The organism is Bifidobacterium sp. LH_424 (assembly GCF_056356895.1).
On the sequence record NZ_JBKEVC010000003.1, the window covers coordinates 167,720 to 191,678 of the forward strand.

The 23,959-nt window shown below is 66.7% G+C and carries 21 protein-coding genes; 5 read left to right on the forward strand and 16 right to left on the reverse strand.

Annotated elements, in window-relative coordinates; genetic code table 11:
- Positions 1-10 precede the first annotated feature (10 nt).
- The 15 genes from AC1AYP_RS04765 to AC1AYP_RS04835 form a co-directional block, all read right to left on the reverse strand.
- Positions 11-1,249: an argininosuccinate synthase gene (locus tag AC1AYP_RS04765; RefSeq protein ID WP_476532841.1), complete on the reverse strand. Its 1,239-nt coding sequence runs from the start codon at positions 1,247-1,249 to the stop codon at positions 11-13.
- 178 nt (positions 1,250-1,427) lie between these two features.
- Positions 1,428-1,937, reverse strand: a complete 510-nt coding sequence (locus AC1AYP_RS04770) for an arginine repressor (RefSeq protein ID WP_476502089.1) — start codon at positions 1,935-1,937, stop codon at positions 1,428-1,430.
- Positions 1,934-2,899, reverse strand: a complete 966-nt coding sequence (gene argF, locus AC1AYP_RS04775) for an ornithine carbamoyltransferase (RefSeq protein WP_476546955.1) — start codon at positions 2,897-2,899, stop codon at positions 1,934-1,936. Before argF ends, AC1AYP_RS04770 begins: the two co-directional genes overlap by 4 nt.
- A gap of 42 nt (positions 2,900-2,941) precedes the next feature.
- Positions 2,942-4,261: an acetylornithine transaminase gene (locus AC1AYP_RS04780; RefSeq protein WP_476546956.1), complete on the reverse strand. Its 1,320-nt coding sequence runs from the start codon at positions 4,259-4,261 to the stop codon at positions 2,942-2,944.
- Positions 4,251-5,207, reverse strand: coding sequence for an acetylglutamate kinase (gene argB / locus AC1AYP_RS04785; protein ID WP_476502086.1), 957 nt, complete (start codon positions 5,205-5,207; stop codon positions 4,251-4,253). The genes AC1AYP_RS04780 and argB overlap by 11 nt, the downstream gene beginning before the upstream one ends.
- 8 nt (positions 5,208-5,215) lie before the next feature.
- Complete coding sequence (argJ, locus tag AC1AYP_RS04790) at positions 5,216-6,388, reverse strand: bifunctional glutamate N-acetyltransferase/amino-acid acetyltransferase ArgJ (protein WP_476546958.1); 1,173 nt, start codon at positions 6,386-6,388, stop codon at positions 5,216-5,218.
- Positions 6,385-7,479: an N-acetyl-gamma-glutamyl-phosphate reductase gene (argC, locus tag AC1AYP_RS04795; RefSeq protein WP_476546960.1), complete on the reverse strand. Its 1,095-nt coding sequence runs from the start codon at positions 7,477-7,479 to the stop codon at positions 6,385-6,387. The genes argJ and argC overlap by 4 nt, the downstream gene beginning before the upstream one ends.
- A 92-nt stretch (positions 7,480-7,571) precedes the next feature.
- A complete protein-coding gene (locus AC1AYP_RS04800) occupies positions 7,572-8,318 on the reverse strand; it encodes a hypothetical protein (protein ID WP_476546961.1) in 747 nt (248 codons plus the stop codon).
- A gap of 127 nt (positions 8,319-8,445) precedes the next feature.
- Entirely contained in the window at positions 8,446-11,055 is a 2,610-nt protein-coding gene (gene pheT, locus AC1AYP_RS04805; protein WP_476502082.1) for a phenylalanine--tRNA ligase subunit beta, read from the reverse strand.
- Positions 11,056-11,061: 6 nt separating this feature from the next.
- Complete coding sequence (pheS, locus tag AC1AYP_RS04810) at positions 11,062-12,165, reverse strand: phenylalanine--tRNA ligase subunit alpha (protein WP_101621642.1); 1,104 nt, start codon at positions 12,163-12,165, stop codon at positions 11,062-11,064.
- A 175-nt stretch (positions 12,166-12,340) separates the two neighbouring features.
- On the reverse strand, positions 12,341-13,228 hold the full coding sequence (locus AC1AYP_RS04815) for a TrmH family RNA methyltransferase (protein WP_476546963.1): 888 nt from the start codon (positions 13,226-13,228) through the stop codon (positions 12,341-12,343).
- Between the two features lie 71 nt (positions 13,229-13,299).
- Positions 13,300-14,127: an energy-coupling factor transporter transmembrane component T family protein gene (locus AC1AYP_RS04820; protein WP_476546964.1), complete on the reverse strand. Its 828-nt coding sequence runs from the start codon at positions 14,125-14,127 to the stop codon at positions 13,300-13,302.
- 6 nt (positions 14,128-14,133) lie between these two features.
- The gene (locus tag AC1AYP_RS04825) at positions 14,134-15,612 is read right to left on the reverse strand and encodes an ABC transporter ATP-binding protein (protein WP_476502079.1); all 1,479 of its coding nucleotides are present in this window, start codon (positions 15,610-15,612) and stop codon (positions 14,134-14,136) included.
- On the reverse strand, positions 15,612-16,211 hold the full coding sequence (locus AC1AYP_RS04830) for an ECF transporter S component (protein WP_476546966.1): 600 nt from the start codon (positions 16,209-16,211) through the stop codon (positions 15,612-15,614). The genes AC1AYP_RS04825 and AC1AYP_RS04830 overlap by 1 nt, the downstream gene beginning before the upstream one ends.
- A gap of 292 nt (positions 16,212-16,503) precedes the next feature.
- Positions 16,504-17,040 carry a hypothetical protein gene (locus AC1AYP_RS04835; RefSeq protein WP_476502078.1) on the reverse strand — a complete coding sequence of 179 codons (537 nt, stop codon included), beginning with the start codon at positions 17,038-17,040 and terminating at the stop codon, positions 16,504-16,506.
- A 291-nt stretch (positions 17,041-17,331) separates the two neighbouring features.
- On the opposite strand from AC1AYP_RS04835, the gene AC1AYP_RS04840 reads away from it, so the two are divergent.
- On the forward strand, positions 17,332-17,955 hold the full coding sequence (locus AC1AYP_RS04840) for a response regulator transcription factor (RefSeq protein WP_476547017.1): 624 nt from the start codon (positions 17,332-17,334) through the stop codon (positions 17,953-17,955).
- Positions 17,934-19,112, forward strand: a complete 1,179-nt coding sequence (locus AC1AYP_RS04845) for a sensor histidine kinase (protein WP_476546968.1) — start codon at positions 17,934-17,936, stop codon at positions 19,110-19,112. Before AC1AYP_RS04840 ends, AC1AYP_RS04845 begins: the two co-directional genes overlap by 22 nt.
- Positions 19,113-19,142: 30 nt before the next feature.
- Here the strand turns inward: AC1AYP_RS04845 and AC1AYP_RS04850 are convergent, their stop codons facing one another.
- Positions 19,143-20,510: a M20/M25/M40 family metallo-hydrolase gene (locus tag AC1AYP_RS04850; protein WP_476546970.1), complete on the reverse strand. Its 1,368-nt coding sequence runs from the start codon at positions 20,508-20,510 to the stop codon at positions 19,143-19,145.
- A 133-nt stretch (positions 20,511-20,643) separates the two neighbouring features.
- On the opposite strand from AC1AYP_RS04850, the gene AC1AYP_RS04855 reads away from it, so the two are divergent.
- The 3 genes from AC1AYP_RS04855 to AC1AYP_RS04865 all read left to right on the forward strand — a co-directional run bounded on the left by AC1AYP_RS04855 (position 20,644) and on the right by AC1AYP_RS04865 (position 23,855).
- Complete coding sequence (locus tag AC1AYP_RS04855; RefSeq protein WP_476546972.1) at positions 20,644-21,273, forward strand: DUF3043 domain-containing protein; 630 nt, start codon at positions 20,644-20,646, stop codon at positions 21,271-21,273.
- Between the two features lie 191 nt (positions 21,274-21,464).
- Positions 21,465-22,964 carry an FAD-dependent oxidoreductase gene (locus AC1AYP_RS04860; protein WP_476546974.1) on the forward strand — a complete coding sequence of 500 codons (1,500 nt, stop codon included), beginning with the start codon at positions 21,465-21,467 and terminating at the stop codon, positions 22,962-22,964.
- A gap of 102 nt (positions 22,965-23,066) precedes the next feature.
- Positions 23,067-23,855: a DUF4191 domain-containing protein gene (locus AC1AYP_RS04865; protein ID WP_476546976.1), complete on the forward strand. Its 789-nt coding sequence runs from the start codon at positions 23,067-23,069 to the stop codon at positions 23,853-23,855.
- The last annotated feature ends 104 nt before the right edge of the window (positions 23,856-23,959 follow it).

A 23,959-nucleotide genomic window follows, 5' to 3' on the forward strand; every position in this document is an offset into this window, starting at 1 on the left:
GCCATCCGTCTTACTCGACGGTGTTGTTCGGCACTTCGATGCCGTTGCCGAACTTGACGTCGCGGGCGGCGGCGACGCGGCTCGGCAGGCCGTAGATGTCGATGAAGCCATTGGAGGACTTCGAGTCGAAGCTGTCGCCGGAATCGTAGGTGGCGAGGTTGTAGTCGTACAGCGAGCTGTCGGAACGACGGCCGGTGACGACGGCGCGGCCGCCGTGCAGCACCATGCGGATCTCGCCGGACACGTACTTCTGGGTGTCCTCGATGAACGCGTTCAGGGACTGGGTGGCCGGGCTGAACCACTGCGCATCGTAGACCAGCTCGCCCCAGCGCTTGTCGATGTCGCGCTTGATGCGGTGCTGCTCGCGCTCGAGGCAGCAGTTCTCGAGCTCCTGGTGCGCGGTGATGAGGGCCACGGCACCCGGGGCCTCGTACAGCTCGCGGGACTTGATGCCGACGAGACGGTCCTCGATGAGGTCGATGCGGCCGATGCCCTGGGCGCCGGCGCGGCGGTTCATCTCCTCGATGGCCTGCAGCGGGGTGACGTCGCGGCCGTCGATCTTGACCGGCACGCCCTGCTTGAACTCGATGACGACCTCGTCCTCGACCGGCGGGAACGCCGGGTCGTCGGTGTAGGAGTAGCAGTCCTTGGTCGGACCGTTCCACGGATCCTCGAGGAAGCCGGTCTCGATGGCGCGGCCCCACACGTTCTGATCGATGGAGTACGGGCTCTTCTCGGTCTGGGTGATCGGCAGCTTGTGCTCCTTGGCGAACGCGATCTCCACGTCGCGGGTGAGGGCGAGGTCGCGGATCGGGCTGATGGCCTTCAGCGTCGGGTCGATGGAGGCGATGGACACCTCGAAGCGGACCTGGTCGTTGCCCTTGCCGGTGCAGCCGTGGGAGATGGTATCGGCGCCGAACTGGTGGGCGGCGCGCACGAGGTGCTTGGAGATGAGCGGGCGGGAGATGGCGGAGACCAGCGGGTACACGCCTTCGTACATGGCGTTGGCCTTGAGGGCCTTCATGCAGTATTCGTTGGCGAACTCGTCGCGGGCGTCGACCACGTAGGCCTCGACGGCGCCGCAGGCGAGGGCGCGCTGCTTGATGGTCTCGAGGCTCTCGCCGCCCTGGCCGACGTCGAGGGACACGGCGACGACGTCCTTGCCGGTGCGCTCCTTGAGGTAGGAGATGGCGACGGAGGTGTCGAGGCCGCCGGAGTAGGCGAGCACGAGTCGATTGTTATCTGCCATGGGATGCCTTTCTTCAAAACAAACTGATGCAAGTATATACAGAAGTCTGTATATTTATGCACGGCGTGTCCAGCATGCGTACGCGATGCGCCGCGGCGTGCCGCATCTCTCCCCCACCCGCTACGCGGGAGCCCCCTCGACAGAGGGGGCCGGAAGGAACGGAGTGCCGGAATGGAAGTCACTTGGAGGCGAGGGCGAGGAGCCAGTCGGCGCGGGCGACGGCGGTGTCGTCGTCCTTGCAGATCGCCATGACCGTGTCGTCGCCGGCGATCGTGCCGAGCAGGCCGTCGATCGGCTGCTTGTCGATCACCGAGGCGACGTACTGGGCGGCGCCGGACGGCGTGTGGATGACGATGAGGTTGCGGGCCGCCGCGACCGAGGTCACCAGACCGGACAGCACGCGCGACATCTGCGCCTCCGCCTTGGCGGAGTCCTGCTGCTCGTCGCCGGACGGCTCATGGCCGACCGCGTAGGCCATCGTGCCGTCCGGAAGCCGCTTCTTGAACGCGTTCATCTCGTCGAGGTCGCGGCTCAGCGTCGCCTGCGTCACCGCGATGCCCTCGTCGGCGAGAATCGACGACAGCTGGGACTGCGAGGTGATGATGTGCGTGAGCAGCACCTCTTCGATGGCGCTCAGACGCGCGGCGCGCGTGGCCGGACGGTGGAGGGACGGACGCGTTTGGCTCATGCGAGCAGGCTTTCGTCGCCGCGCTGCTTGCCGACCAGCCAGGTGAGCAGCGCCTTCTGCGCGTGCAGACGGTTCTCGGCCTCGTCCCACACGACGGACTGCGGGCCGTCGATCACCGAAGAGGTGACCTCCTTGCCGCGGTAGGCGGGCAGGCAGTGCTGGAACAACGCGTCCGGCTTGGCGAGCGCCATGAGCTCGTCGTTCACCTGGTAGTCCCAGAACGGCTTGGAGCGGATCGCGTATTCGGCCTCCTCGCCCATCGAGACCCACGTATCGGTGAACACGCAGTCGGCGTCCTTGACGGCCTCCTTCGCGTCGGTGGTCACGAGGATGGAACCGCCGTTCTCCGCGGCGATGCGCTCGGCGTCGGCGACGATGTCCGGGCGGGGCAGGTAGCCCTGCGGGCCGGCGACGCGCACGTGCATGCCGGCGACGGCGCCGCCGAGCAGGTACGAGTTGGACATGTTGTTGGCCGCATCGCCCACGTAGGCGATGGTCTTGCCCTTGAGCGCGTCCACGCCGCCGCGGAACTGCGCGATGGTGAGGAAGTCGGCGAGGATCTGGCAGGGGTGGAAGTCGTCGGTCAGCGCGTTGACGACCGGGCAGGTGGCGTGCGCGGCCATCTCCTCGACGCGGTCCTGGCCGAACGTGCGCCACACGAGGCCGTAGGCCATGCGGGTGAGCACTTCGGTGGTGTCGCCGACCGGCTCGCCGCGGCCCAGCTGGGAGCCGGACTTGTCGATGACGAGCGGGTAGCCGCCGAGTTCGGCCACGCCGATGGAGAAGCTGGAGCGGGTGCGGGTGGACGGCTTGTCGAACAGCACGGCGACGGCCTGCGGGCCGGCGAACGGCTGACGGTAGAAGCGGTTCTCGCGGAACTTCATGCCGAGTTCGAGGACCTGCTTCTGCTCCTCGTGGTCGAGGTCGTCGTCGCGCAGCATGTGGCGCAGTTCGGGGGTCATGGTGGTTGTCCTTTCGGGTGTGCGGGTGGCGGGCGGTTGCGGTCAGTCGTCGGGGAGGTCGCCGGGGACGGCCTTGAGGATGGCGAGCGCGTCGTCGACGTCCTTCTCGGAGACGATGAGCGGCGGGGCGAAGCGTAGGGCGTCGGTGCGCACCGCGTTGACGATGAGGCCGCGTTCGAGGCACCAGTTCATCACGGCGTGGGCGCACGGGTGGGCGAGTTCGACGGCGTCGAGCAGGCCGCGGCCGCGCGTGGAGACGTACAGCGGGTTGCCGGCGGCCATGAGCCCGTCGCGCAGCTGACGCCCGCGGGCTTCGGCGTTGGCGACGAGGCCGTCCTCCTCGATCACGTCGAGCGTGGCGAGGGCCGCGGCGGCGCCAAGCGGGTTGCCGGCGAAGGTGGAGCCGTGGGAGCCGGGCGTGAACAGGGCGGAGAGCTTCTCGCCGAAGGCGATCATGCCGCCCATCGGGAAGCCGCCGGCCACGCCCTTGGCGAAGGTGACCATGTCGGGCGTGATGCCGCCGGACAGGTCCTCGCGCTGGAAGGCGAACCATGCGCCGGTGCGGCCGATGCCGGTCTGCACTTCGTCGATGATGAGCAGCGCGTGGTTGATGTCGCACATCTCGCGCACCTTTTTGACGTAGTCGGCGCCCAGGGGCTTCACGCCGGCCTCGCCTTGGATGAGCTCCATGATGACGGCGGCGACGGGTCCCTTGCCGTAGGGGCCGACGCCGGTCTCGCTGAACGCCTCGTACAGGGAGAGCGGGTCGCCGGCGCGCACGAATTCGATGTTGGGCACGAGCGGGCCGAACGGCTTGCGGATGGCGGGCTTCCACGTGGCGGACAGGGCGCCGAGCGTGCGGCCGTGGAATCCGTTGGTCAGGGCGATGATGCGCGCCGGCTTGCCGCCCATCGAGGGCGCGGCGCCGGGCAGGGTGCGGCCGTACAGTTTGGCGAGCTTCAGGGCCGCCTCGTTGCCTTCCGCGCCGGAGTTGCCGAAGTAGACGTGGGAGCCTTCGGGGGCACCCGCCAGTTTGACGAGGCGCGCGGCGAGCTCGATCTGCGGTTCGGTGGCGAAGTAGTTGCTCACGTGCGCGACCTTCGCGGCCTGTTCGGCGACGGCCTTCACCCACTTGGGATGCGCGTAGCCGATCGAGTTGACGGCGATGCCGCCGAGGAAGTCGAGGTATTCGTTGCCGTCGACGTCCCACACGTGGGCGCCCTGGCCGTGGTCCATGACGCGCAGCGGCGTGCCGAACACGTTCATGTGGACCTGGGAATACTCCCCCAGCCACTGGGAATCCTTGGGGCCGAGCGGTTCCGGGCCCGCAGCGGGCGTGGTGCTGTTCACGTCAGAAGACATAGGAGCTCCTCATTTCGATGCCGTCCTCGGGCACGACCATGGTGCCGATGCCGGCGGAGGTGAAAATCTCGTTCAGGATGGAATGCGGCTTGCGGCCGTCGATGATGTGCGCCTGGGGCACGCCGCCGTCGATGGCGCGCACGCACGCCTCCATCTTCGGGCGCATGCCGGATTCGAGGTCGGGCAGCATGTCGCGCAGGTTCTCCACGCCGATGCGGCCGATCAGCGAGTTGCGGTCCGGCCAGTCGGCGTACAGGCCGTCCACGTCGGTGAGGATGACGAGCTTGTGCGCGCCGACGGCGGAGGCGAGCGCGGCGGCCGCGGAGTCGGCGTTCACGTTGAGCACTTCGGTGGCGTCGTCCTCGTTCGGAGCGACCGAGGAGACGACGGGGATGCGGCCCGCGTTGACGAGGTCCTCGACGGCGGAGGCGTCGACGGAGACGACGTCGCCGACGAGGCCGATGTCGGTGGGCTTGCCGTCGATGACGGGCCGGCGCTGCATGGCGGAGAACAGGCCGCCGTCCTCGCCGGAAAGCCCCACGGCGAGCGGGCCGTGTGCGTTGATGAGACCGACGAGCTCACGCGACACCTTGCCGGTCAGGACCATGCGCACCACGTCCATCGCCTCGGGCGTGGTGACCCTGAGGCCGCCCTTGAACTCGGATTTGATGCCGAGGGCCTTCAACATCTGGGAAATCTGCGGGCCACCGCCGTGCACGACGATCGGGTGCAGGCCGACCTGGCGCAGGAACACCATGTCCTCGGCGAAGCACTGCTTGAGGTGTTCGTCGATCATCGCGTTGCCGCCGTACTTGACGACGATGCGCTGGCCGGCGAACTCCTCGAGCCACGGCAGCGCCTCGATGAGCACTTCGGCCTTCTGGTCGGCGCGCAGGTCGGTGTGCACGTCGAAGTGGAATCCGGGTCCCTTCAGTTCGCTTGACATATCCTCTTTCAGCTTTCGTAGTCAGCGTTGATGTGGACGTATTCGTGGGTGAGGTCGTCGGTCCAGACGGTCGCCTCGGCGTCTCCGGCGTTGAGGTCGATGTCGATGTGGACCTCGCGCGGGGTCATGTCGACCTCGGAGCGGTCGCGTCCGGCGCCGCCGTTCTCGCAGATGCGCACGCCGTTGACGTCGACGGTCACCTTGTCGGACTCGTAGGGGGCGACTTCCGGCGGCACGGTGCCGAGCGAGGAGACGATGCGGCCCCAGTTCGGGTCGTTGCCGCTGATCGCGCACTTGAGCAGGTTGGAGGCGGCGACGGCGCGGCCGCAGGCGAGCGCCGCGTCCTCGCTGGTCGCGCCGGTGACGGTGATGCGGATGTCGTGGCTGGCGCCTTCGCCGTCGCCGATGATCTGGCGGGCGAGGGAGGCGCAGGCGTCCTTGACGAGCTTGTTGAACTCGTCCTTGTCGGGTTCGACGCCGGAGGCGCCGGAGGCGAGCAGAAGCACCGTGTCGTTGGTGGACATGCAGCCGTCCACGTCGATGCGGTTGAACGAGTGTTCGGTGGCGACGGCGAGCGCGGCCTGGAGCTGGCCGGCGCTCACGACGGCGTCGGTGGTGATGACGCACAGCATGGTGGCCAGCTGCGGGGCGATCATGCCGGAGCCCTTGACCATGCCGCCGATCCTCCAGCCGCCGGTGCCTTCGAGTTCGACGGTCTTCGGCTTGGTGTCGGTGGTCATGATGGCGTGCGAGGCGTCCGCGCCGGCCTGGGGCGTGGCGGCGAGCGCCGCGTGGGCGACCTTCGCGCCGTCGAGCACGTGGTCGAGCGGCAGCAGTTCGCCGATGAGGCCGGTGGAGCACACGGCCACGTCGTCCGGTTCCGCGCCGACGAGCGCGGCGACGGTTTCGGCGGTGGCCTTGGACTGCGCGTAGCCTTCGGCTCCGGTGCACGCGTTGGCGCCGCCGGAGTTGAGGATCACGGCCTTGATGTGGCCGTCGGCGACGACCTTGCGCGACCACTGCACGGGCGCGGCGCAGAAACGGTTGGAGGTGAACACGCCGGCGGCCGCGTCGAGCGGGCCGTTGTTGACAACGAGCGCGAGGTCCTTCTTGCCGGCGACGGCGGAGATGCCCGCCTCGACGCCGGATGCGGCGAATCCTTGTGCGAATGTGACGCTCACGGGGCGACTCCGATCTTGGTCAGGCCCTGGTCTTCGGGAAGGCCGAGGGCGATGTTCAGGGACTGCACCGCCTGGCCGGCAGTGCCGCGGTTGAGGTTGTCGATGGCGGCGAAGGCGGTGATGCGGCCGGCCTTGCGGTCGGTGACGACCTGGATGTGGGCGGCGTTCGAGCCGATGATGTTCGCCGTGGCGGGCAGGGTGCCTTCCGGCAGGAACACCATGAAGTCCTGGCCTTCGTAGGCGTGGGCCCACACGTCGCGGATCTCCGCGTCGCTCAGGCGCTTCGCCTTGTCGGTCATCTTCGCGCTCACGCAGGCGAGGATACCGCGCGACATGGGGGCGAGCACCGGCGTGAAGCCGAGCGTGAACCCGTCGGCGGCCGCGGCGTCGAGGCCGGCGGCATGCGCGAGGTTCTGCAGGATCTCGGGGATGTGGCGGTGTGTGCCGCCCACGCCGTACGGCAGGGCGGAGCCGAACGCCTCGGCGGCGAGCAGGTTGGTGCGCTTGAGGTTCTTGCCGGCGCCGGAGTAGCCGACGACGAGGTCGGCGACGATGTCCGTGTGCTCGACGAGGCCTTCGGTGACGCCGGGTTGCAGGGCCAGCGTGGTGGCGGTCACGTTGCAGCCGGGGCCGGCGATGCGCTTGGTTCCGGGCAGCGCGGCGCGCTGGCGCGTGTACGAGCCGTCGGCGGCCTTGCCGGTGATGAGCTCGGGCATGCCGTAGGTCCAATGCTCGTAGAAGTCACCGCCGTAGAACTCGTCCCACGCGCTCTTCTCCTCGAGGCGGTGGTCGGCGCCGAGGTCGACGACGACAGCGTCAGGGTCGAGCTGGGACGCCAGCTTGCCGGAGGCGCCGTGCGGCAGCGCGAGGATGATCACGTCGTGGCCGTTCAGGACTTCCGGGGTGGTGTCTTCGACGGTCAGATCCGCCAGCTGCGGGATATGCGGCATGTGCTTGCCGAGCTTGTCCCCCACCGAGGAGTGACCCGCCACGCAGGTCACCTCGAACGCGGGATGGGCGGCCAGAATGCGCAGCGCCTCGCCTCCCGCATAACCCGTGGCACCCGCCACGGCCACCGTGTATTTCGCCATATCACGTCCTTCACTTCATGGGCAATACCCACGAGCATACATACCTATGCAGACTATTGCATAATTATGTAATCACGTGTCGAGACGATCGGTCATGTGGTCATCGTGTCGCCGGAGGTGGAGCCGCCGCCGACCATATCGAGCATCTGGTTGGTGAGGTCGGTCACGTCGACGCCGTTGACCCACATCCAGATCTGCAATGCGGTGGTGAGCACGTTGATGACGATCGCGGCGATGGCGAGCCAACGGCCCTTCATGTGGAAGGTGCCGGTGCGCCACACGGAGATGACGCCCATGATGGTCGGCAGCAGGGGCACGCTGAACACGATCGCGAACACGAAGGCGATGATCGCGTAGGAGTCCCAGCGCCCGTACAGCGGGTTCTGGTTGGGGTCGTTCACGTCGATGCCGTAGAAGTAGCGTGGCGTGTGGCCGTCGTTCGTGCCGGCACCGACACCCGGACCCGTCGGTGACTGGTTCGGATTGCCGGGGTTCCCGTTCGGACCGTACGGGCCGTTCTGCGGATATTGGCCGTTCCGCCCGTAGCCGCCGGGATACGCGGCACCCGGCGTGCGCTGCGGCATCTGCCGCGCGTTCTCCCCCGCATCATCCTTCTTCGGCTCGGGGTCGGGCGCGCCGTACAGATACGGATTGTAGTTCGGACCATATTGGCTCAACATCGCGCCGTAGTCGGGATGCGCGTACTGCCCGTACTGCGGCTGTGGCTGCGACGGTGCCTCCCCGGATACGACGGGACCCGGTGAGCCCGCCCCCGGTGCGACGCCGTCCCCTCCCGTCTGCTGTGCGGAATCGTTCGGCTGCTGTCCGGGTGCGCTCATCGGGTCCTCCTCGTGTTGCACCTTATGTTAACTTATGTCGTTTCGCTTTCGGCCCAGCGGTTCATCGCCGTCGGACCGGAAGCCAAGCCGGAAAGCCGCTCGGAACGAGCCGGAGCGGCCCGGCGGCTCAGGCGCGCAGCTGCGCGCCGAGCTCGGCGGCCTTGTCGACGATGGCCTTGCGGATCGCCTCGCTGTCCTCGGCGGACAGGGTCTTGTCGGGCGAGCGGAACACCACCGCGAAGGCGAGGGACTTCTTGCCCTCACCCACCTGCTCGCCGGTGAACACGTCGAACAGTTCGATGGATTCGAGGTTCGCGCCGGCGGCCTCGCGCACCACGCCTTCGAGCTGGGCGGCGGTCACCGTGTCGTCCACGGTGAAGGCGAGGTCCTGCTTGACGGGCGGGAACGTGGAGATCGGCTTGGCCTGCACCGGCTTGCCGTCGAGCGTGGCGAACAGCGCGGTGAGGTTCAGCTCGAACGCGGCGGAGTGCTCGGGGAAGCCGAGCGCCTCGTTGACGTGCGGGTGGAGCTCGCCGACGAAGCCGACGAACGTGCCGGCGGCGGTCACGCGGGCGAAACGGCCCGGATGCCACTGGGCGGGCACGTCGGCGGCGGCCGGCTGCTCGAGCTCGATGGCGGCGCCGAGACGGTCGGCGATGCGGTGCACGGCCTCGACCGCGTCGGACCAATCGACCGGACGCTTGCCGCCCAGCCAGCCGGTGTTCTCGGCGAGACCGGTCAGGATGCCGGCCACGTGGTCGGGCTGGTCGGGCAGGCCGGCGTCGAGCGCGGCGAGCTGCTCGGGCGTGGGCTTCACACCGCCGGGCAGGGCCGGGATAGCGGGCGCGTCCGGGTTCCACAGGTACACGTGGCCGAGCTCGTAGAGCGACACGTTCTCGATGCCGCGGCGGATGTTGCGCTGCACGGTCGTGGCGAGCGTGGGCAGGATGTGGCGGCGCAGGTACGGACGGTCGCCGTACAGCGGGTTCGCGATCTCGACGCTGACCTTCTTGGTGGCCTCCGCGTCGTAGCCGAACGCCTTGTAGTCGTTGTCGCCCACGAACGGGTAGCTCAGGGCCTCCACCATGCCGTACTCGGCGAGCTCGTCGGCGACGCGGCGGCGGCGCAGCTGGTCGGCGGTCAGGCCGACCATGCCCTCGACCGGCGCCGGCGGCACGGTGACGGGGATCTCGTCGTAGCCGACGAGGCGCGCGACCTCCTCGACCAGATCGCACGGCTCGTTGAGGTCCGGGCGCCAGGTCGGCGGGGTGACGGAGAATTCGCCGTTGCCGCCGCCGGCCACGGTGCAGCCGATGTCGGTGAGGATGTCGGAGATGGCGTTGACGCCGGTGTCGAGGCCGGCGACGCGCTTCACCTCGGAGGCCTTGAAGTGGATGGCCTTGCGGCGGACCGTGTTGTTCACGTCGGTCGGATGCTCGCTGGCCTCGCCGTCGCCGTACTTGATGAGCAGGTCGGCGGCCATCTGCGCGGCGGCCGGCTGCAGCTGGTAGTCGACGCCGCGCTCGAAGCGGCGGGACGCCTCGGACGGGATCTTGTGGCGGCGGGCGGAACGCGCGATGGACACCTGGTCGAAGTGCGCGGCCTCGAGCAGGATGTTCTTCGTCTCCGCGGTCACCTCGCCGTACAGGCCGCCCATCACGCCGGCGAGACCGATGATGCGCGAGGCGCGCTGGCCGTTCGGCGAATCGGTGATGAGCAGGTCCTCGGGGCTGAGCTCGTGCTCCTTGCCGTCGAGGGTGACGAGCTTCTCGCCCTCGTTCGCGCGGCGCACGACGATCGGGCCTTCGAGCTTGTCCAGATCGTAGGCGTGCATCGGCTGGCCGAGGTCGAGCATCACGTAGTTGGTGACGTCCACGGCGAGCGAGATGGAACGCACGCCGGCGCGGATGAGACGACGGCGCATCCAGTTCGGCGTGCGCGAGGACGGGTCGAAGCCGCGGATGGCGCGCGCGTAGTAGCGGTCGCAGCCGGGCACGCCGTGGATCGGGTTGTCGTCGTCGATCTCGACCTGCACGTCCGGCACGGTGCCGGAGGCCTCGCCGGCGGCGACGGGCACGCGGGCGTTGAGCTCCTTGACCGGATCCGTGTACGCGGCGCCGGTGGAGTGGTGGTATTCGCGGGCCACACCACGGTAGGACAGCGTGTAGCCGCGGTCCGGCGTGATGTTGATCTCCAGCAGCGGCTGGTCGAGGTGCAGCAGGTGCATCGCGTCGTCGCCGGGCTTCAAGGCCTCGTACTCCTCGGGAGTGAAGCCGTAGTGGCGCAGCAGGATGATGCCGTTGTGGTCGTCGCCGAGGCCGAGCTCACGCTCGGAGGCGCACATGCCGTTGGAGATGTGGCCGTACGTCTTGCGCGGCTCGATGCGGAAGTCGCCGGGCAGGACGGCGCCCGGAAGCGTCACGACGACCTTCTCGCCGGCGGCCATGTTCGGCGCGCCGCAGATGATGCCGCGCGGCACCTTGTTGCCGTTCTCGTCGGTCTCGTTGTATTCGTCGCCGACGTCGACATGGCACCAGTTGATGATCTTGCCGTTCTTCTGCGGCTCCGGCGTGGCGTCGACCACGTAGCCGACGACGATCGGGCCAGTCACCTGGGAGGCGTGGATCTCCTCCTCCTCGAGGCCGACCTTGACCAGGTCCTTGGCGAGCTGCTCGTAGGTGAGGTCGGACGGAACCTCGACGTGCTCCTTGAGCCAATCGATATCAACCATAGGCATGGGTAATCACTCCCCCATCACAAACTGTTCGGCGAAACGCACGTCGCCCTCGACGAGGTCGTGCATGTCGTTGATGTCGGAACGCAGCAGCAGCGTGCGCTCCATGCCCACGCCGAACGCGAAGCCGGTGTATTCGTTCGGGTCGATGCCCGCGGACTTGAGCACGTTCGGGTTGACCATGCCGCAGCCGCCCCATTCGAGCCAGCCCGGGCCGCCCTTCTTGTCGGGGAACCACAGGTCGAGCTCGGCGCTCGGCTCGGTGAACGGGAAGTAGCTCGGGCGCAGGCGGGTCTTGGCCTCCGGGCCGAACATGGCGACGGCGAGCTTGTCGAGCACGCCCTTGAGGTCGGCCATGGTCAGGTGCTTGTCGACGGCGAGCGCCTCGCACTGGTGGAACACCGGGGTGTGGGTGGCGTCGAGCTCGTCGGTGCGGAACACGCGGCCCGGAGAGGCGATGTACAGCGGCACGCCGCGCGACAGCAGGGCGCGCACCTGGTCGGACGAGGTCTGCGTGCGCACGACCATGTTGGAGCCGACGAAGCCGGCGGCGTCCTTCGCCTGGTTGCCCTTCACGTAGAAGGTGTCCTGCATCTGGCGGGCCGGATGGTCCGGTCCGAAGTTGAGGGCGTCGAAGTTGTACCATTCGGCCTCCACTTCGGGGCCGGCGGAGATCTGCCATCCCATGGAGATGAAGAAGTCCTCGACGTCCTCCATGAGCTTGGCGAGCGGATGGCGCGCGCCGAGCGGCTTGCGCGCGACCGGCAGCGTCATGTCGACGGTCTCGGCGGCGAGCGCGGCGGCCTCGGCGGCCTCCTTGAGCTCCTTCTCCTTGGGGCCGTAGGCGCGGCCGAAGTCGGCGCGCAGCTTGCCCATGAGCTTGCCTGCGTCCTTCTTCTGGTCCTTGGGCAGTGCCCCGATGGCCTTGCTGGCCTGCGTCATCGCCGAGTCGGCTCCGGCGTATTCGCTCTTGATGGCCTTCAATTCCTCCAGCGTGGAGGCGTTCTGGATTTTCGCGATGCCTTCGGCGACCGCATCGGTCACCGCTTGCGCATCGAATAGCGCTTCTGCCACGAGCACCCTTTCCTTTATATCTGCTTCACTGACGTGCATTGCACGTGGGGAGACACGCGAAAACGCACGTTTCCCAAGCGTTGTCCAACATCACATTGTCACGGTATGACTCGACATGGCCGCCCGGTTCCATCACGTGGTCGCGGGGCGGCCGGCACGTGACCGGCATGCGACCGACACATGGCCGGCACGTGACCGGCGCGTGCCGCGCGTCTCAGCGTCCGCTCATAGCGAGGCTCATGAGCATGACCGCGGCGGACGTGCCGAGGTTCAGCGATTCGGCCTTGCCGTACAGCGGGATGGACACGATGCGGTCCATGCGCTCCAGGATGGCGGCGGGCAGTCCACGCGCCTCGTTGCCGAACAGCACGGCGTCGCCGCGCACGCCCTTCGCGCCGCGTTTCGCGCCGTCCGCGCGTTCGGCGAGCATGTCGGGCAGCGATTCGGGCTTGCGTTCCGGCGTGCCGTACACGTCGGCGGCGATGGTGGCGAGGTCGTCGCGTTCCATCCACTTGAGGAACGTGCCGGTGTCCATGCGCAGCACGGGGATGTGGAACAGGGAGCCGGCGGTCGAACGGATGACCTTCGGGTTCAGCGGGTCCACGCATTCGTCGACGAACACGACCGCGTCGCAGCCGGCGGCGTCCGCGGCGCGGATCACGGTGCCCGCGTTGCCGGGGTCGCGCACCTGCCAGAACGCGGCGATGAGCGGGCGTTCGGAGAGGCGGACGGCGGAGATCTCCGTGTGGAGCGTCTCGATGTCGCCCACGGCGACGATGCCCTGCGCGTCCTTGCTGATCTTGGCCATCACCTCGCGCGTGACGTGGTGCACGTAGATCGGCGTCTTGCGCGATTCCTGCGACTTGTCGACGATCGAGGCGATCGTCTCGGAGACGTACGGTTCGCCGTCGGGGTCGACGTCGATCGCGACGTACAGGTCGCTCACCACGTCGGGACGCCACGCGACGGCCTCGCGCACGGACTGCGGCCCTTCGATGAGGAAGCGGCCGGAACGTTCGCGGCCCGCCGGGCGCGCGAGTCCGGCGACGCGCTTGATTCGGTCGGATTTCGGATTGTCGATCACTGCATGGTTGATGGGCATGCCCCCACCCTACCGTCACGCCTACCGCGCGGCGGCACACGCGCATACACGCGTCTCGACTGCAGTGGACGTCACGCGCCTTGGAAGGAGAAGTGCCAGTTGCCGGTGGCGACGGCGACGCCGAGCGCGATGAACGGGATCACGAAGCAGATCGCGCAGAACACCGCGTCGATCGGATGCAGGCGCGAGACGCGCGCCGCCGAACGCGGGCCTTCGCCGCCGAAGCCGCGCGCCTCCATCGCGGTGGCGAGTTTCGTGGCGCGCCGAATCGACAGGACCAGCAGTCCGAACGCCTGCGAGAACGCGCGCTGGATCGCGTTGCCGTCGCCGAGTCCGCGCGAGCGGCGCGACAATCCCAATGCGCGCCAATCATCCTGCAGCAGCGTGAACATGCGCATGCCGGCGAGGCCGCCGTACACGAACCGGGGCGAGAGGTGCAGGATCTGCACGAGGCCGTCGGCCAGATCGGTCGGATCGAGGCCGAGCGCGAGCACCACGCCGGGTATGGCGATGGCGAGCACGCGCAGGAACGTGGCGCATGCGAGGTACACGGAGCCTTCGGACACGACGATCCAGCCGGCGGTCCACAGAATCTCGCCGGACGTGCGGCCGTAGAGCAGCACGGAGATGAAGCCGCCGACCGCGGCGATCCACACCGGCCACGTGCTGCGGCAGATGCGGATCGGGTCGACGCCGCCGATCCACAGCAGCGCGACCTCGAGTCCCAACGCCACGGACGCGGAGACCACGTCGAGGCTCACGAACATCGGGATGCACAGCAGCAGCGCGCCGATGATGCGCGTCACCGGGTTCACCTTCGCGATGAACCACGAGGGCGACGCGGGCCGGGCCGGTTCCTTGCGCGCGCCCGGCGGCGAGACGATGACCGAATCGTTCATACCCACTCACTCCCCTGCGAATCCGAACATGATGCGGCGCGCGTCGAGCGCCCTGACGAGCGCCTCGTCGTGCGTGACGACGATGACCGCGGAACCTTGGTCGCGCACTTTGGCGATGAGGTCGACCATCTCGGTCCACGTGGTGAAGTCCTGGCCGAAGGTCGGCTCGTCCATGACGAGGATCTTCGGCGCGCCGGCCAGCATGGAGGCGACGGACAGTCGCCGCTTCTCGCCGCCGGACAGCGTGTACGGGTTGGCTTTGGCGAACCGCGAGAGGTTCATGCGTTCCAGCATTTCGTCGGCGATCGCGTACGCGCGCGCCTCGTCGGCGCCCATCGATTTCGGCCCGATGGCGACCTCGTCGCGTACGAGCGCCGCAGCGAACTGGTGTTCCGGCTCCTGGAAGACCATGCCGATGCGGCCGAGCAGTTCGCGGCTCCTCCACTTGTCCGGCTCGTCGCCGCGCGCGCCTTCGGCGATGTCGGCGCGCACGCGCACATGCCCGGCGAGCGGCTTCAGGAGTCCGGCGAGCGTCAGCGCGAGCGTGGATTTTCCGGCGCCGTTCGGCCCCATCAGGGCCGTCACCTCGCCGGCGAAGAATTCGAGATCGATATGCTCGCCGAGCGGGAATCCGCGGCCGAAGCTCAGGTCCTCGGCGACGAGCGCGGGTTCGCGGACGTCCGCGCGTGCGCGCGTCGGCGCACGGTCCGGAATCGCGCGTCCCGGCACCCATGCGCCGCCCTGCGCGAGCAGGTCGCCGAATCGTCCGAACACCTCGTCCGGTCTTCCGTCGGCGATGACGCCGCCCACGTGCGAATCCGGGTCGGGATGGCCGATGACGATGACGCGGTCGATCAGGTCCATCCACACGTCGATATGATGCTCGACGACGACCATGGTCTGCCCGGTGCGGGCAAGCACGTCGCGCACCGCGTCGTGGACTTCGCGCACGCCTTCCGGGTCGAGGTTGGCGGTCGGCTCGTCGAGCAGCAGGAGTCCCGGCTGCATGGCGAGCACGCCGGCGAGCGCGAGGCGCTGCCGCTGCCCGCCGGACAGGTGGCGCGTGGACCGGTCGAGGTCGATGTCCTTCAATCCGACCAGGTCGAGCGATTCGCGCACGCGCCGCCACGTCTCGTCGCGTGGGACGGCGAGGTTCTCACAGCCGAAGGCCGCGTCGTCGCCCACGCGTTCGAGGATGATCTGCGAATCCGGGTCCTGCAGCACGAGGCCGGCCTTGCCGCGGGCGATGCCGGCTTCGACGCCGTCGATGGTGAGCGAGCCTTCCTGCTCGCCTTCGTCGGATCCGCCGAGCACGCCGGCCAGTCCGGCCATGAGCGTGCTTTTGCCCGCCCCGGAGGCGCCGAGGAGCAGCACGTGCTCCCCGGGGCGGATGTCGAAGTCGAGCCCGCGCAGGGCGAAGTCCTTGCGCGTGGCGTGACGCCATCCCCAATCCTTCGCCTCGACGCGGGCGGGCGTGATGCGCATCAGACGCGCGCCTCGGCGCGGCCGGAGGCGAAGCGGCCGAGCACGCCGGTGGCGGCGATCGCCTTGTGCAGCGCCCACATGAGCGCGCCGGCGATGATGACGCCGGAGATGATGGAGCCGACGAGGTACCAGCTGACGCGCATCGCGTTCCAGCCGGGGTTGGTCATCCAGTAGTAGGCCCAGCAGGCGACGCCGGCGAGAGCGCCGGACAGGATGGTGGTGCCGATGTTCCACTGCTTCCAAGCGAAGATCGCGAAGCCGATTTCGGCGGCGAGGCCCTGCATGATGCCGACGATGAGCGAGCCGCCGACGCCCCACTGGTTGCCGAGCGTGAGCTCGAGGAACGCGGCGAGGGTCTCGGCGAAGAGGGCGGCGCCCGGCTTGCGCACGATGATGGCGGCGAGCGGGCCGGCGAACAGCCAGAATCCGTTGAGCAGGCCTTCGAAGCCGGGGGTGACGGCCTCGAACAGGGCGAGCGGGGCGGCGCAGACGACGTCCCAGCCCCAGAAGATGACGCCGGATGCGACGGCGATGATGGCGGCGACGACGATGTCGACGACGCGCCACTTGTAGTTGGTCTTGGCGACGGTTTCGGCCATGGTGATGTGCCTTTCTCTGTGCTTCCTTCTCAAGGCACGGGTGGAGGACAGTTCCGTGGTCGGCATTGCCCGTCCACGTTCCATCGGTCGGGACCCGTTGCGGCCCCCTCTCAGCCGCCTTCAAGCGGCTCCCGTGTCAGCCCATGACTATATGACAAACCGCTGTCGAACGCAATACGAAGATTGTATTGCGCCCGACAGCGGTTTGCAGGCTTACGTTGGTTCTATGCCCATAGAAATTCTTCAGGAATGATTCGACCATGGCTCCGTCGTCGGAAGAACGGCATGTGCATTATTCATTGCTCTTCCTTTCAACCATGATCTCATGTATGACGACAATGAAACTGGTTTCATCATTAGCGTTAAAAACAACTTCGGTCGCTTTGGGAAATCTCTCGACGGGAACCGAAATCGCAAACACTCCTTCACCGGGGCATTCACCTATATCCGCCACCCAATATGAAGCACCACCACGCCGTAGTCGTATCGAAAATGATGCTGCCGTTTGGGGATTACACATATACGTGATGTCATATCGATGAGTACGATCGGCCACCATATCAATGGGGATGATTCCGGTACCGGAAAATTCTCCGGAACCTAAAGGACGGATATCCTCCAGACCTTGTGATCGAGAAGCAACATAACGCTCTCGCGCATATGTTTCCAAACCTTCTACTGTGAATTCTTTATATGTTTTCTGCTCCTTCGATGAAGACGGAGATCTTATATCGTTACCGGATTGCAAAGAGGCGGATTGATACGACAACCCACAGAGCAGCAGCACTGCTAAAAAAACCAAAAGACAGCTACGAGTTGCTTTTCTCATCCCACACACTCTCTGCAACCAGTCGGATGCTATAACCAAGCGATGAATCTCCAATGATTCATCACCCTAAGAGCCTTTACTCTTATATTTGTTAAGCATAACATATGCTACATATGATACACAAGTCGAGCAATACTTCATTTGTGAATAATTCATTCCAAGCATACTCGATGTGTGTATATATAATTCTTATGGCACACCCAAGTGCAAATAGTGGCACTGCAAGCCCACACACAAGAGATAGAACCTATGACAAGCACAAAGGATTCATGTTTGACGTCATCGACTCCCATGACGGAAATAGCCATCGTCGACAACGACGCACGTTCTTTGGATTCCTTACACCGGCTCTTGACTGAACGTCTACCAACAACCCGTGTCATATGGATGGCCCAGTCAGCCAAGGAAGCGATGCTTCTGACCAAGACGCATGCTCCTTCCTTGCTGCTGCTGGACATGTCGCTGGAAGGAGTTCAGGGGACCAGCGCGTGCAGGCGCATACGGAAACGGTCCCTTGACTTCCCTATTCTCGCGATGACGAGCTTCTCTCTGAACCTGTATGAGGCGAAAGCGAAGGCCGCCGGCGCACAGGGGCTGGTCAGCAAGAATACCGAAGACGACCTCGTCTCCGCCATCGATTCGGTGATCCGCAACGGTTCGATGACGGGCTTCGAATCACGGCAGCTCGCGCACATCCGTCTGATGAATGAGACGGATCACGATCAACGGCTCACGTTGCGGGAGGAGGAGATCATCAACCTGTGTGCGGATGAGGGACTGCTCGATACCGAAATCGCCGGCAGACTCGGCATTTCGGAGGCGACCGTGCGCAAACATATGCAGCACATCATGCAGAAACTCGGAGCGCGGACGGCGCGTCAGGCGGTGGCGATATGGCTTTCACCACGTGGCTGAACCTCGGGAAGGCGCCAACGCTTTTGATTCCCCCGCTAAAGGCACGTGTCGCCCTCTCATCGGCCTTCTCGTCGTTGCTTATCATCCAATGGGCGTACAATCCCCCATCCGGCGGAATCGCATTGGCTCTCTCGCTCATGCAGGAGGCCCTGCTCATCGGCACCAGCATCCTGCCTCTGCCATCCTCCGTAGCACTCATCGTCATCGACGGTCTGACGACGGTCTGTTCCAACGGCACGGGTCCCACGTCCACGTTCAGCGTGCTGTACGCGTTGGGATTGTTGGCGTATATGACCTCCGACCGCATGGCGGCGGCGCTGACCATCGCGATGATCCTGTTGCAGGTGGTCTACACCGGACTCCCGAACGGCTGGAACGTCGACTGGTACGTATTCATATCCCTCATACCGTTCAGCGTCATGGCGTCACTCGTCGGGCGATCGCTGCGTTGGCGAGAGGACGGATTCAGACGACAGGTGAAACTCGCCCAAGCGGAGGACGATCTACGCCAAGTAGCGTTCACCGCGCGTGCCGCCCAGCGTATGCATGACGCCGTCACCGGGGAATTGTCGCTCATCGCACGCATGGCCCAACGTCATATCAGAGCAGGCGGCAACGATATCGACGATTGGCGTCAGATCAATGAGTCGGCGCTCAATGCGCTGGACAATACGCACAAGGTCGTCGATTCCCTCAACGAATGGGACCACGGCATCCATGGCACGACGTCCTCGAATACGGAAGCGTTTGCCGATCGCCTTCATCGGGTTTTGGACGACAACGACAGACGCATAAACCGTCTCGGTTTCGAAGGCGGGAGCGTCCTCGGCATCGACGACGACCCCGCCCCGATGAGCGAAGAGCGGATGGCCCTCTGCACCGGATTCATCGGCGAACTCTACGCCAATATCATCAGGCATGCGAAACGGGAGTCATATGAGGTTTCCGTCGTGTGGAACGGCAGCGGCATCGAAATCACCACGTCCAACGCATTGTCCGACGAGGAACTGCCACGGCATGGGCAGGGAATGACATACTACCGACGTGAAATCGAACGCATCGGCGGCACCTTCGTCACGGGGCGACTGGATGACGGCACATGGTATTCGTTCGCGGCCATTCCCCCACAATCCCATGGTCGGGACCAGCAAAGCTGATCCCGACCGATTCCAAGGAAATGGAGAATGTCACCTACCGAGCTTGTCGAGCAGGAGGGCTTCGGTGATGACGTTGTTCTTCAGGCCGGACAGCGAGATGGATTCGTTGGGGCTGTGCGCGTTGGCCTTCGGATCCTCCGGGCCGGTGACGAGCACCTGCGCCTCGGGGAAGATGCGCTGCAGTTCGGGGATGAACGGGATGGACCCGCCTTCGCCCTTGTTGATCGGGGCGACGCCGAACGCCTCCTCCATCGCCTCGAGCGCGTCCTTGGTGGCGACCGCGTCCGGATCCATGCCCCAGCCCATGCCGTTCTCCAGCTTGGTCACCTCGACCTCGGCGCCGAACGGCGCGTGGGTTTCGAGGTACGCGACGAGCGCGGCCTGCGCCTCTTCGGGGCGCTGGTTCGGCGCGGTGCGCAGGGAGAGGCGGAAGCGGGTCTCGGGACTGATCACGTTGAACGAGCCGTCGACCGGGTGCGCGTCGAAGCCGATGACGGTCAGGCTCGGCTTGGTCCACAGGCGCGAGGCGAGCGAGCCGGTGCCGGCGAGCGCGTAGGAGTCGACGACGCCGGCATCGGCGCGCACGGACGCCTCGTCGAGGTCGCGCTGGAGGCCGCCGATCGGCTCCTCGGCGGCGACGCCGGGCACGGCGAGGTCGCCGTTCGCGTCGTACAGGGAGGCGATGAGCATCGCGGCGAGCGTGTTCGAGTCGAGAATCGGCCCGCCGTACTGTCCGGAGTGGACCGGGTGCTTCAGTCCGCGCACGGTCACGTCCACGCAGGTGTTGCCACGAAGCGAGGTGGTCAGGGACGGGATGTCCGCCGACCAGTTGCCGGAGTCGGCGACGATGATGACGTCGGATTCGAACTCGGCCTTGTGCGCCTCGATGAACGGGATGAAACTCGGGGAGCCCATCTCCTCCTCGCCTTCGATGAACACCTTGACGTTGACCTTGAGGTCCTGGCCAAGCGCCTTCAACGCGCCGGAGTGGATGGCGATGCCGCCGCCGTCGTCGGCGGAGCCGCGGCCGTAGAGGCGGCCGTCGATCTCGGTGCCGACGAACGGGTCGGTGTCCCATGCAGACGCGTCCGGCACGGGCTGCACGTCGTGATGCGCGTAGAGGAGCACGGTGGGCGCGGACTCGTCGACGATGCGCGAGCCGATGACCTCCCACGCGCCGGGCGTGCCGTCCGGATTCGAGGACTGGACGACCTTCGCGTCGACGCCGACCTCGCGCAGCTGGTCGGCGACGAATTCGGCGGACCGCCTCATATGCTCGCCGGTGATGCCCTCCGCGGACACGGACTTCAAGGCGATCTTGCGGTTGAGGACGTCGACGATGCGCGTCCAGTCGGATTCCACGCGGGCGCGGACCTCGTCGGGGGTGAGCCTGGCCATGTGCCTCTCCTTATATATAGGTGTCGTACAGTCGCGCACGGTCGGCGCATCCGGCCGCGACCGGCCTCCCGGCCTTGTTTTGGTGCCGTTTCGCCGCCCTGCGCGCGTCTAGACGTCACCGTAACCTGCAAGCATGACATGGAACCCGTTGAAGAAGAAGGAATCCGCGCAGGAGCCGGTCGAGGAAGCGACCGAGCAGCCTGCGAAGCCGGTGAAGAAGGACCGTACGAAGAACGCGCCCACCCCGAAGATGAAGCAGGCGCAGGCCGCCGGCGTGCGTCCGCTGGTGCCGACCGACCGCAAGGCGAGCGCGAAGGCCGCGAAGGCGAAGCTGCGCGAGCGTGAGAACGCCGAATACGAGGCGATGCAGAAGGGCGACATCAACCACATGCCGAAGGCGGAGCGTCTGCCGTGGCGCATCTACATCCGCGACTACGTGGATGCCCGCTTCAACATCGGCGAGTTCTTCATCCCGGTGGCGTTCGTCATCCTCATCGGTTCGATGATCGTCACCTCCGTCTCCCAGAACCAGACCGCCTCGATGATCATGATGCTGCTCATGTACGTGTACCTGGCGGCCGTGGTGCTCGACGTGTGGCTCATGTGGCGCAAGCTCAAGAAGAAGCTCGTCGCCAAGTACGGCGAGCGCGCGGTGGCGAAGGGCTCGCGTTCCGCGTCCTACGCGTGGAGCCGCGCCATCCAGGTGCGCCGCTGGAGGCTTCCGAAGCCGCGCGAGAAGAAGCGCGGCCACTTCCCGGAGTGATATGCACCCGACGGACTGACGAGGGGTGGATGGGCTGATGCCCGTCCACCCCTCATTGTTGTTGTCTACCCCTCAGTCAGCTTCGCTGACAGCTCCCCTGCAAGGGGAGCCGAAGACGATATCCGTTTGTCAGCTCCTCGGTCGGCTTCGCTGCAAGGGGAGCCGAGGGCCGTGCGTCTATCATGGGCACCATGACTGAACAATTTGACATCGCGATCATCGGTGCGGGACCCGGCGGATACTCGGCGGCATTGCGGGCCGCGGAACTCGGCAAGTCCGTCGCCCTCATCGAACGTGACGCGACGCTCGGCGGCACGTGCCTCAACCGCGGGTGCATCCCGTCGAAGGCGCTCATCACCGCCACGCACACCATCGACACGGTACGTCGTGCCGCCGAACTCGGCGTGCAGGCGCACGTGGACGGCATCGACTACGGCACGCTGCGCGACTACCGCGTGCACGTGGTCGAGACGATGACCGGGGGCCTGGCCGCCCTGCTCGCGCACCGCGGCGTCACCGTGTTCCACGGTGCGGCCACCGACCTGCGCGAAATCGCCGGAACCACCGACGCCGCGGCCGGCGCGAACCTCGCCGTGACCGTCACCGGCGACCCGGTCGAACGCTTCCGCAAGGCGGAGGCCGCCGAACCGATGGACCCGACCGTCGTCATCGAGGCCGGCGACGTGATCCTCGCGACCGGCGCCTCGCCCCGCCCCCTGCCGGGCATCCCGTTCTCCGGCGCGCTCATCGACTCCACGCAGGCGCTGGAACTCGACGAGTTCCCCGCCTCCGCCGTGATCGTCGGCGCGGGCGCGGTCGCCATCGAATTCGCGTCCATGTGGAACGCGGCCGGCGTGGACGTGACGCTCCTCATCCGCAAGGACCGCGTGCTGTCGGGCTGGAACCGGCGCACCGCGACGACGCTGACGCGCGAACTGACGCGCCAGGGCGTGAAGGTCGTCAAGGGCACCGCCGTGACTCGGGTGGACGTCGGCGCGAACCTCGGCGCGACCGTCCACTACACGCAGAACGGCGGCGAAGAACAGCAGGCGTGGGGCGAGATCGCGCTGGCCGCGATCGGCCGCGACCCGAACACCCGGTTCGACTGGCTCGCCCGCGCTGGAGCCACGCTCGACGACCATGATTACGTGACGTGCGACGCGCTGGGACGCACGCATGCGCCGCACGTGTGGGCGGTGGGAGACATCGTCGCCGGCCACGCGCTCGCACACCGCGCGTTCGAGCAGGGCGTGACGGTCGCAGAGGCGATCGCCGGGCTCGACCCGAAACCGGTGGACGAGACCACCGTGCCGCAGATCGTGTTCTCCCACCCGGAGGCGGCGTGCGTGGGCCTGACAGGTCAGGAGGCGACCGCCGACCCGGACCTCAACGACGTCAAGGAGACCACGTACCCGATGCTCGGTAACGCGCGCATGCTGATGAGCGGCGTCGGCGGGGCGATGACGGTCGTCAGCGGCGAACGCGCGGACAGGCCGGACGTGCCGGTCGTGCTCGGCGTGCACATCGTCGCGCCCGTCGCCTCGGACCTGATCGCCGAGGCGGAGCAGCTCGTCGGCAACCGGGTGCCGCTCGCCGAGGCCGCGCGGCTCATCCACCCGCATCCCACGTTCAGCGAGACGCTCGGCGAGGCGCTGCTCAAGGCGGACGGCCGCCCGCTGCATACACGCTGACCGCGTGCATGCGTGCCCCGCGGCGCACGCCACGCCCCGGGGCACGCATGCTGGTAGAATCGACGGCCAGTATGCGCAAATCCGACTCCAAGCGAGGGAAGAATGGCTGACAAGGACGAGAAGAAGCCCAAGAAGAACAGCACGATCAAGCAGATCATCCAGATCTTCAAGTTCACCTACAAGGACGACAAGCAGCTGCCGTGGCTGTGCGGCGGCGCGTTCGTCGCCCCGATCGTGCTGGCCGTCATCCTCGGCGTCGTGATGCAGTGGATGTGGCTCACCTGGATCCTCACCATCATCGCCGCCGTCATGCTCGGCGTCCTGCTCGCCACGATGACGCTCACCAACCGCGCCGACAAGGTCGGCTACAAGCAGCTGGAAGGCCGTCCGGGCGCTGCGGTCAGCGTGCTGAGCAACATGACCAAGGCCGGCTTCACCTTCCCGGAGCAGCCCGTGTGGGTGGACGCCCGCACCAAGGACGCGATCTGGCGCGGCACCGGCTACAACGGCATCTACCTGCTCGGCGAGGGTGCCCACGACCGCATCAAGCGCCAGATGGACCGTCAGGAGCATGAGATCAAGGGCGTGACCGCCGGCTCCTCCATCCCCGTATACCGCATCATCATGGGCGACGGCTCCAACGGCACCACGCGCCTGCGCGACCTGCGCAAGACCATCACGCACAAGAAGAGCTACGTGCCGTCCAACCACTCCAACAAGTTCATGGCCGCCATCCACCCGCGCCGCCGCTTCATCCTCACCAAGGAGGAGCTGGCCATCCTCAACGACCGTCTGCGCACGCTGCAGGCGAAGCGCGGCTACGGCATCCCGAAGGGCGTCGACCCGAACCGCATGCAGAAGGTCAGCCGCCGCGCCATGCGCGGACGCTGACGCCACGCGGCGCTTCCCGAGCCACGGGCCCCGATCGTCACCGACGACCGGGGCCTTCGCATATCCGGACGCGTCCGCGTTCTGGACGCTCGCGCGGCGGCCGC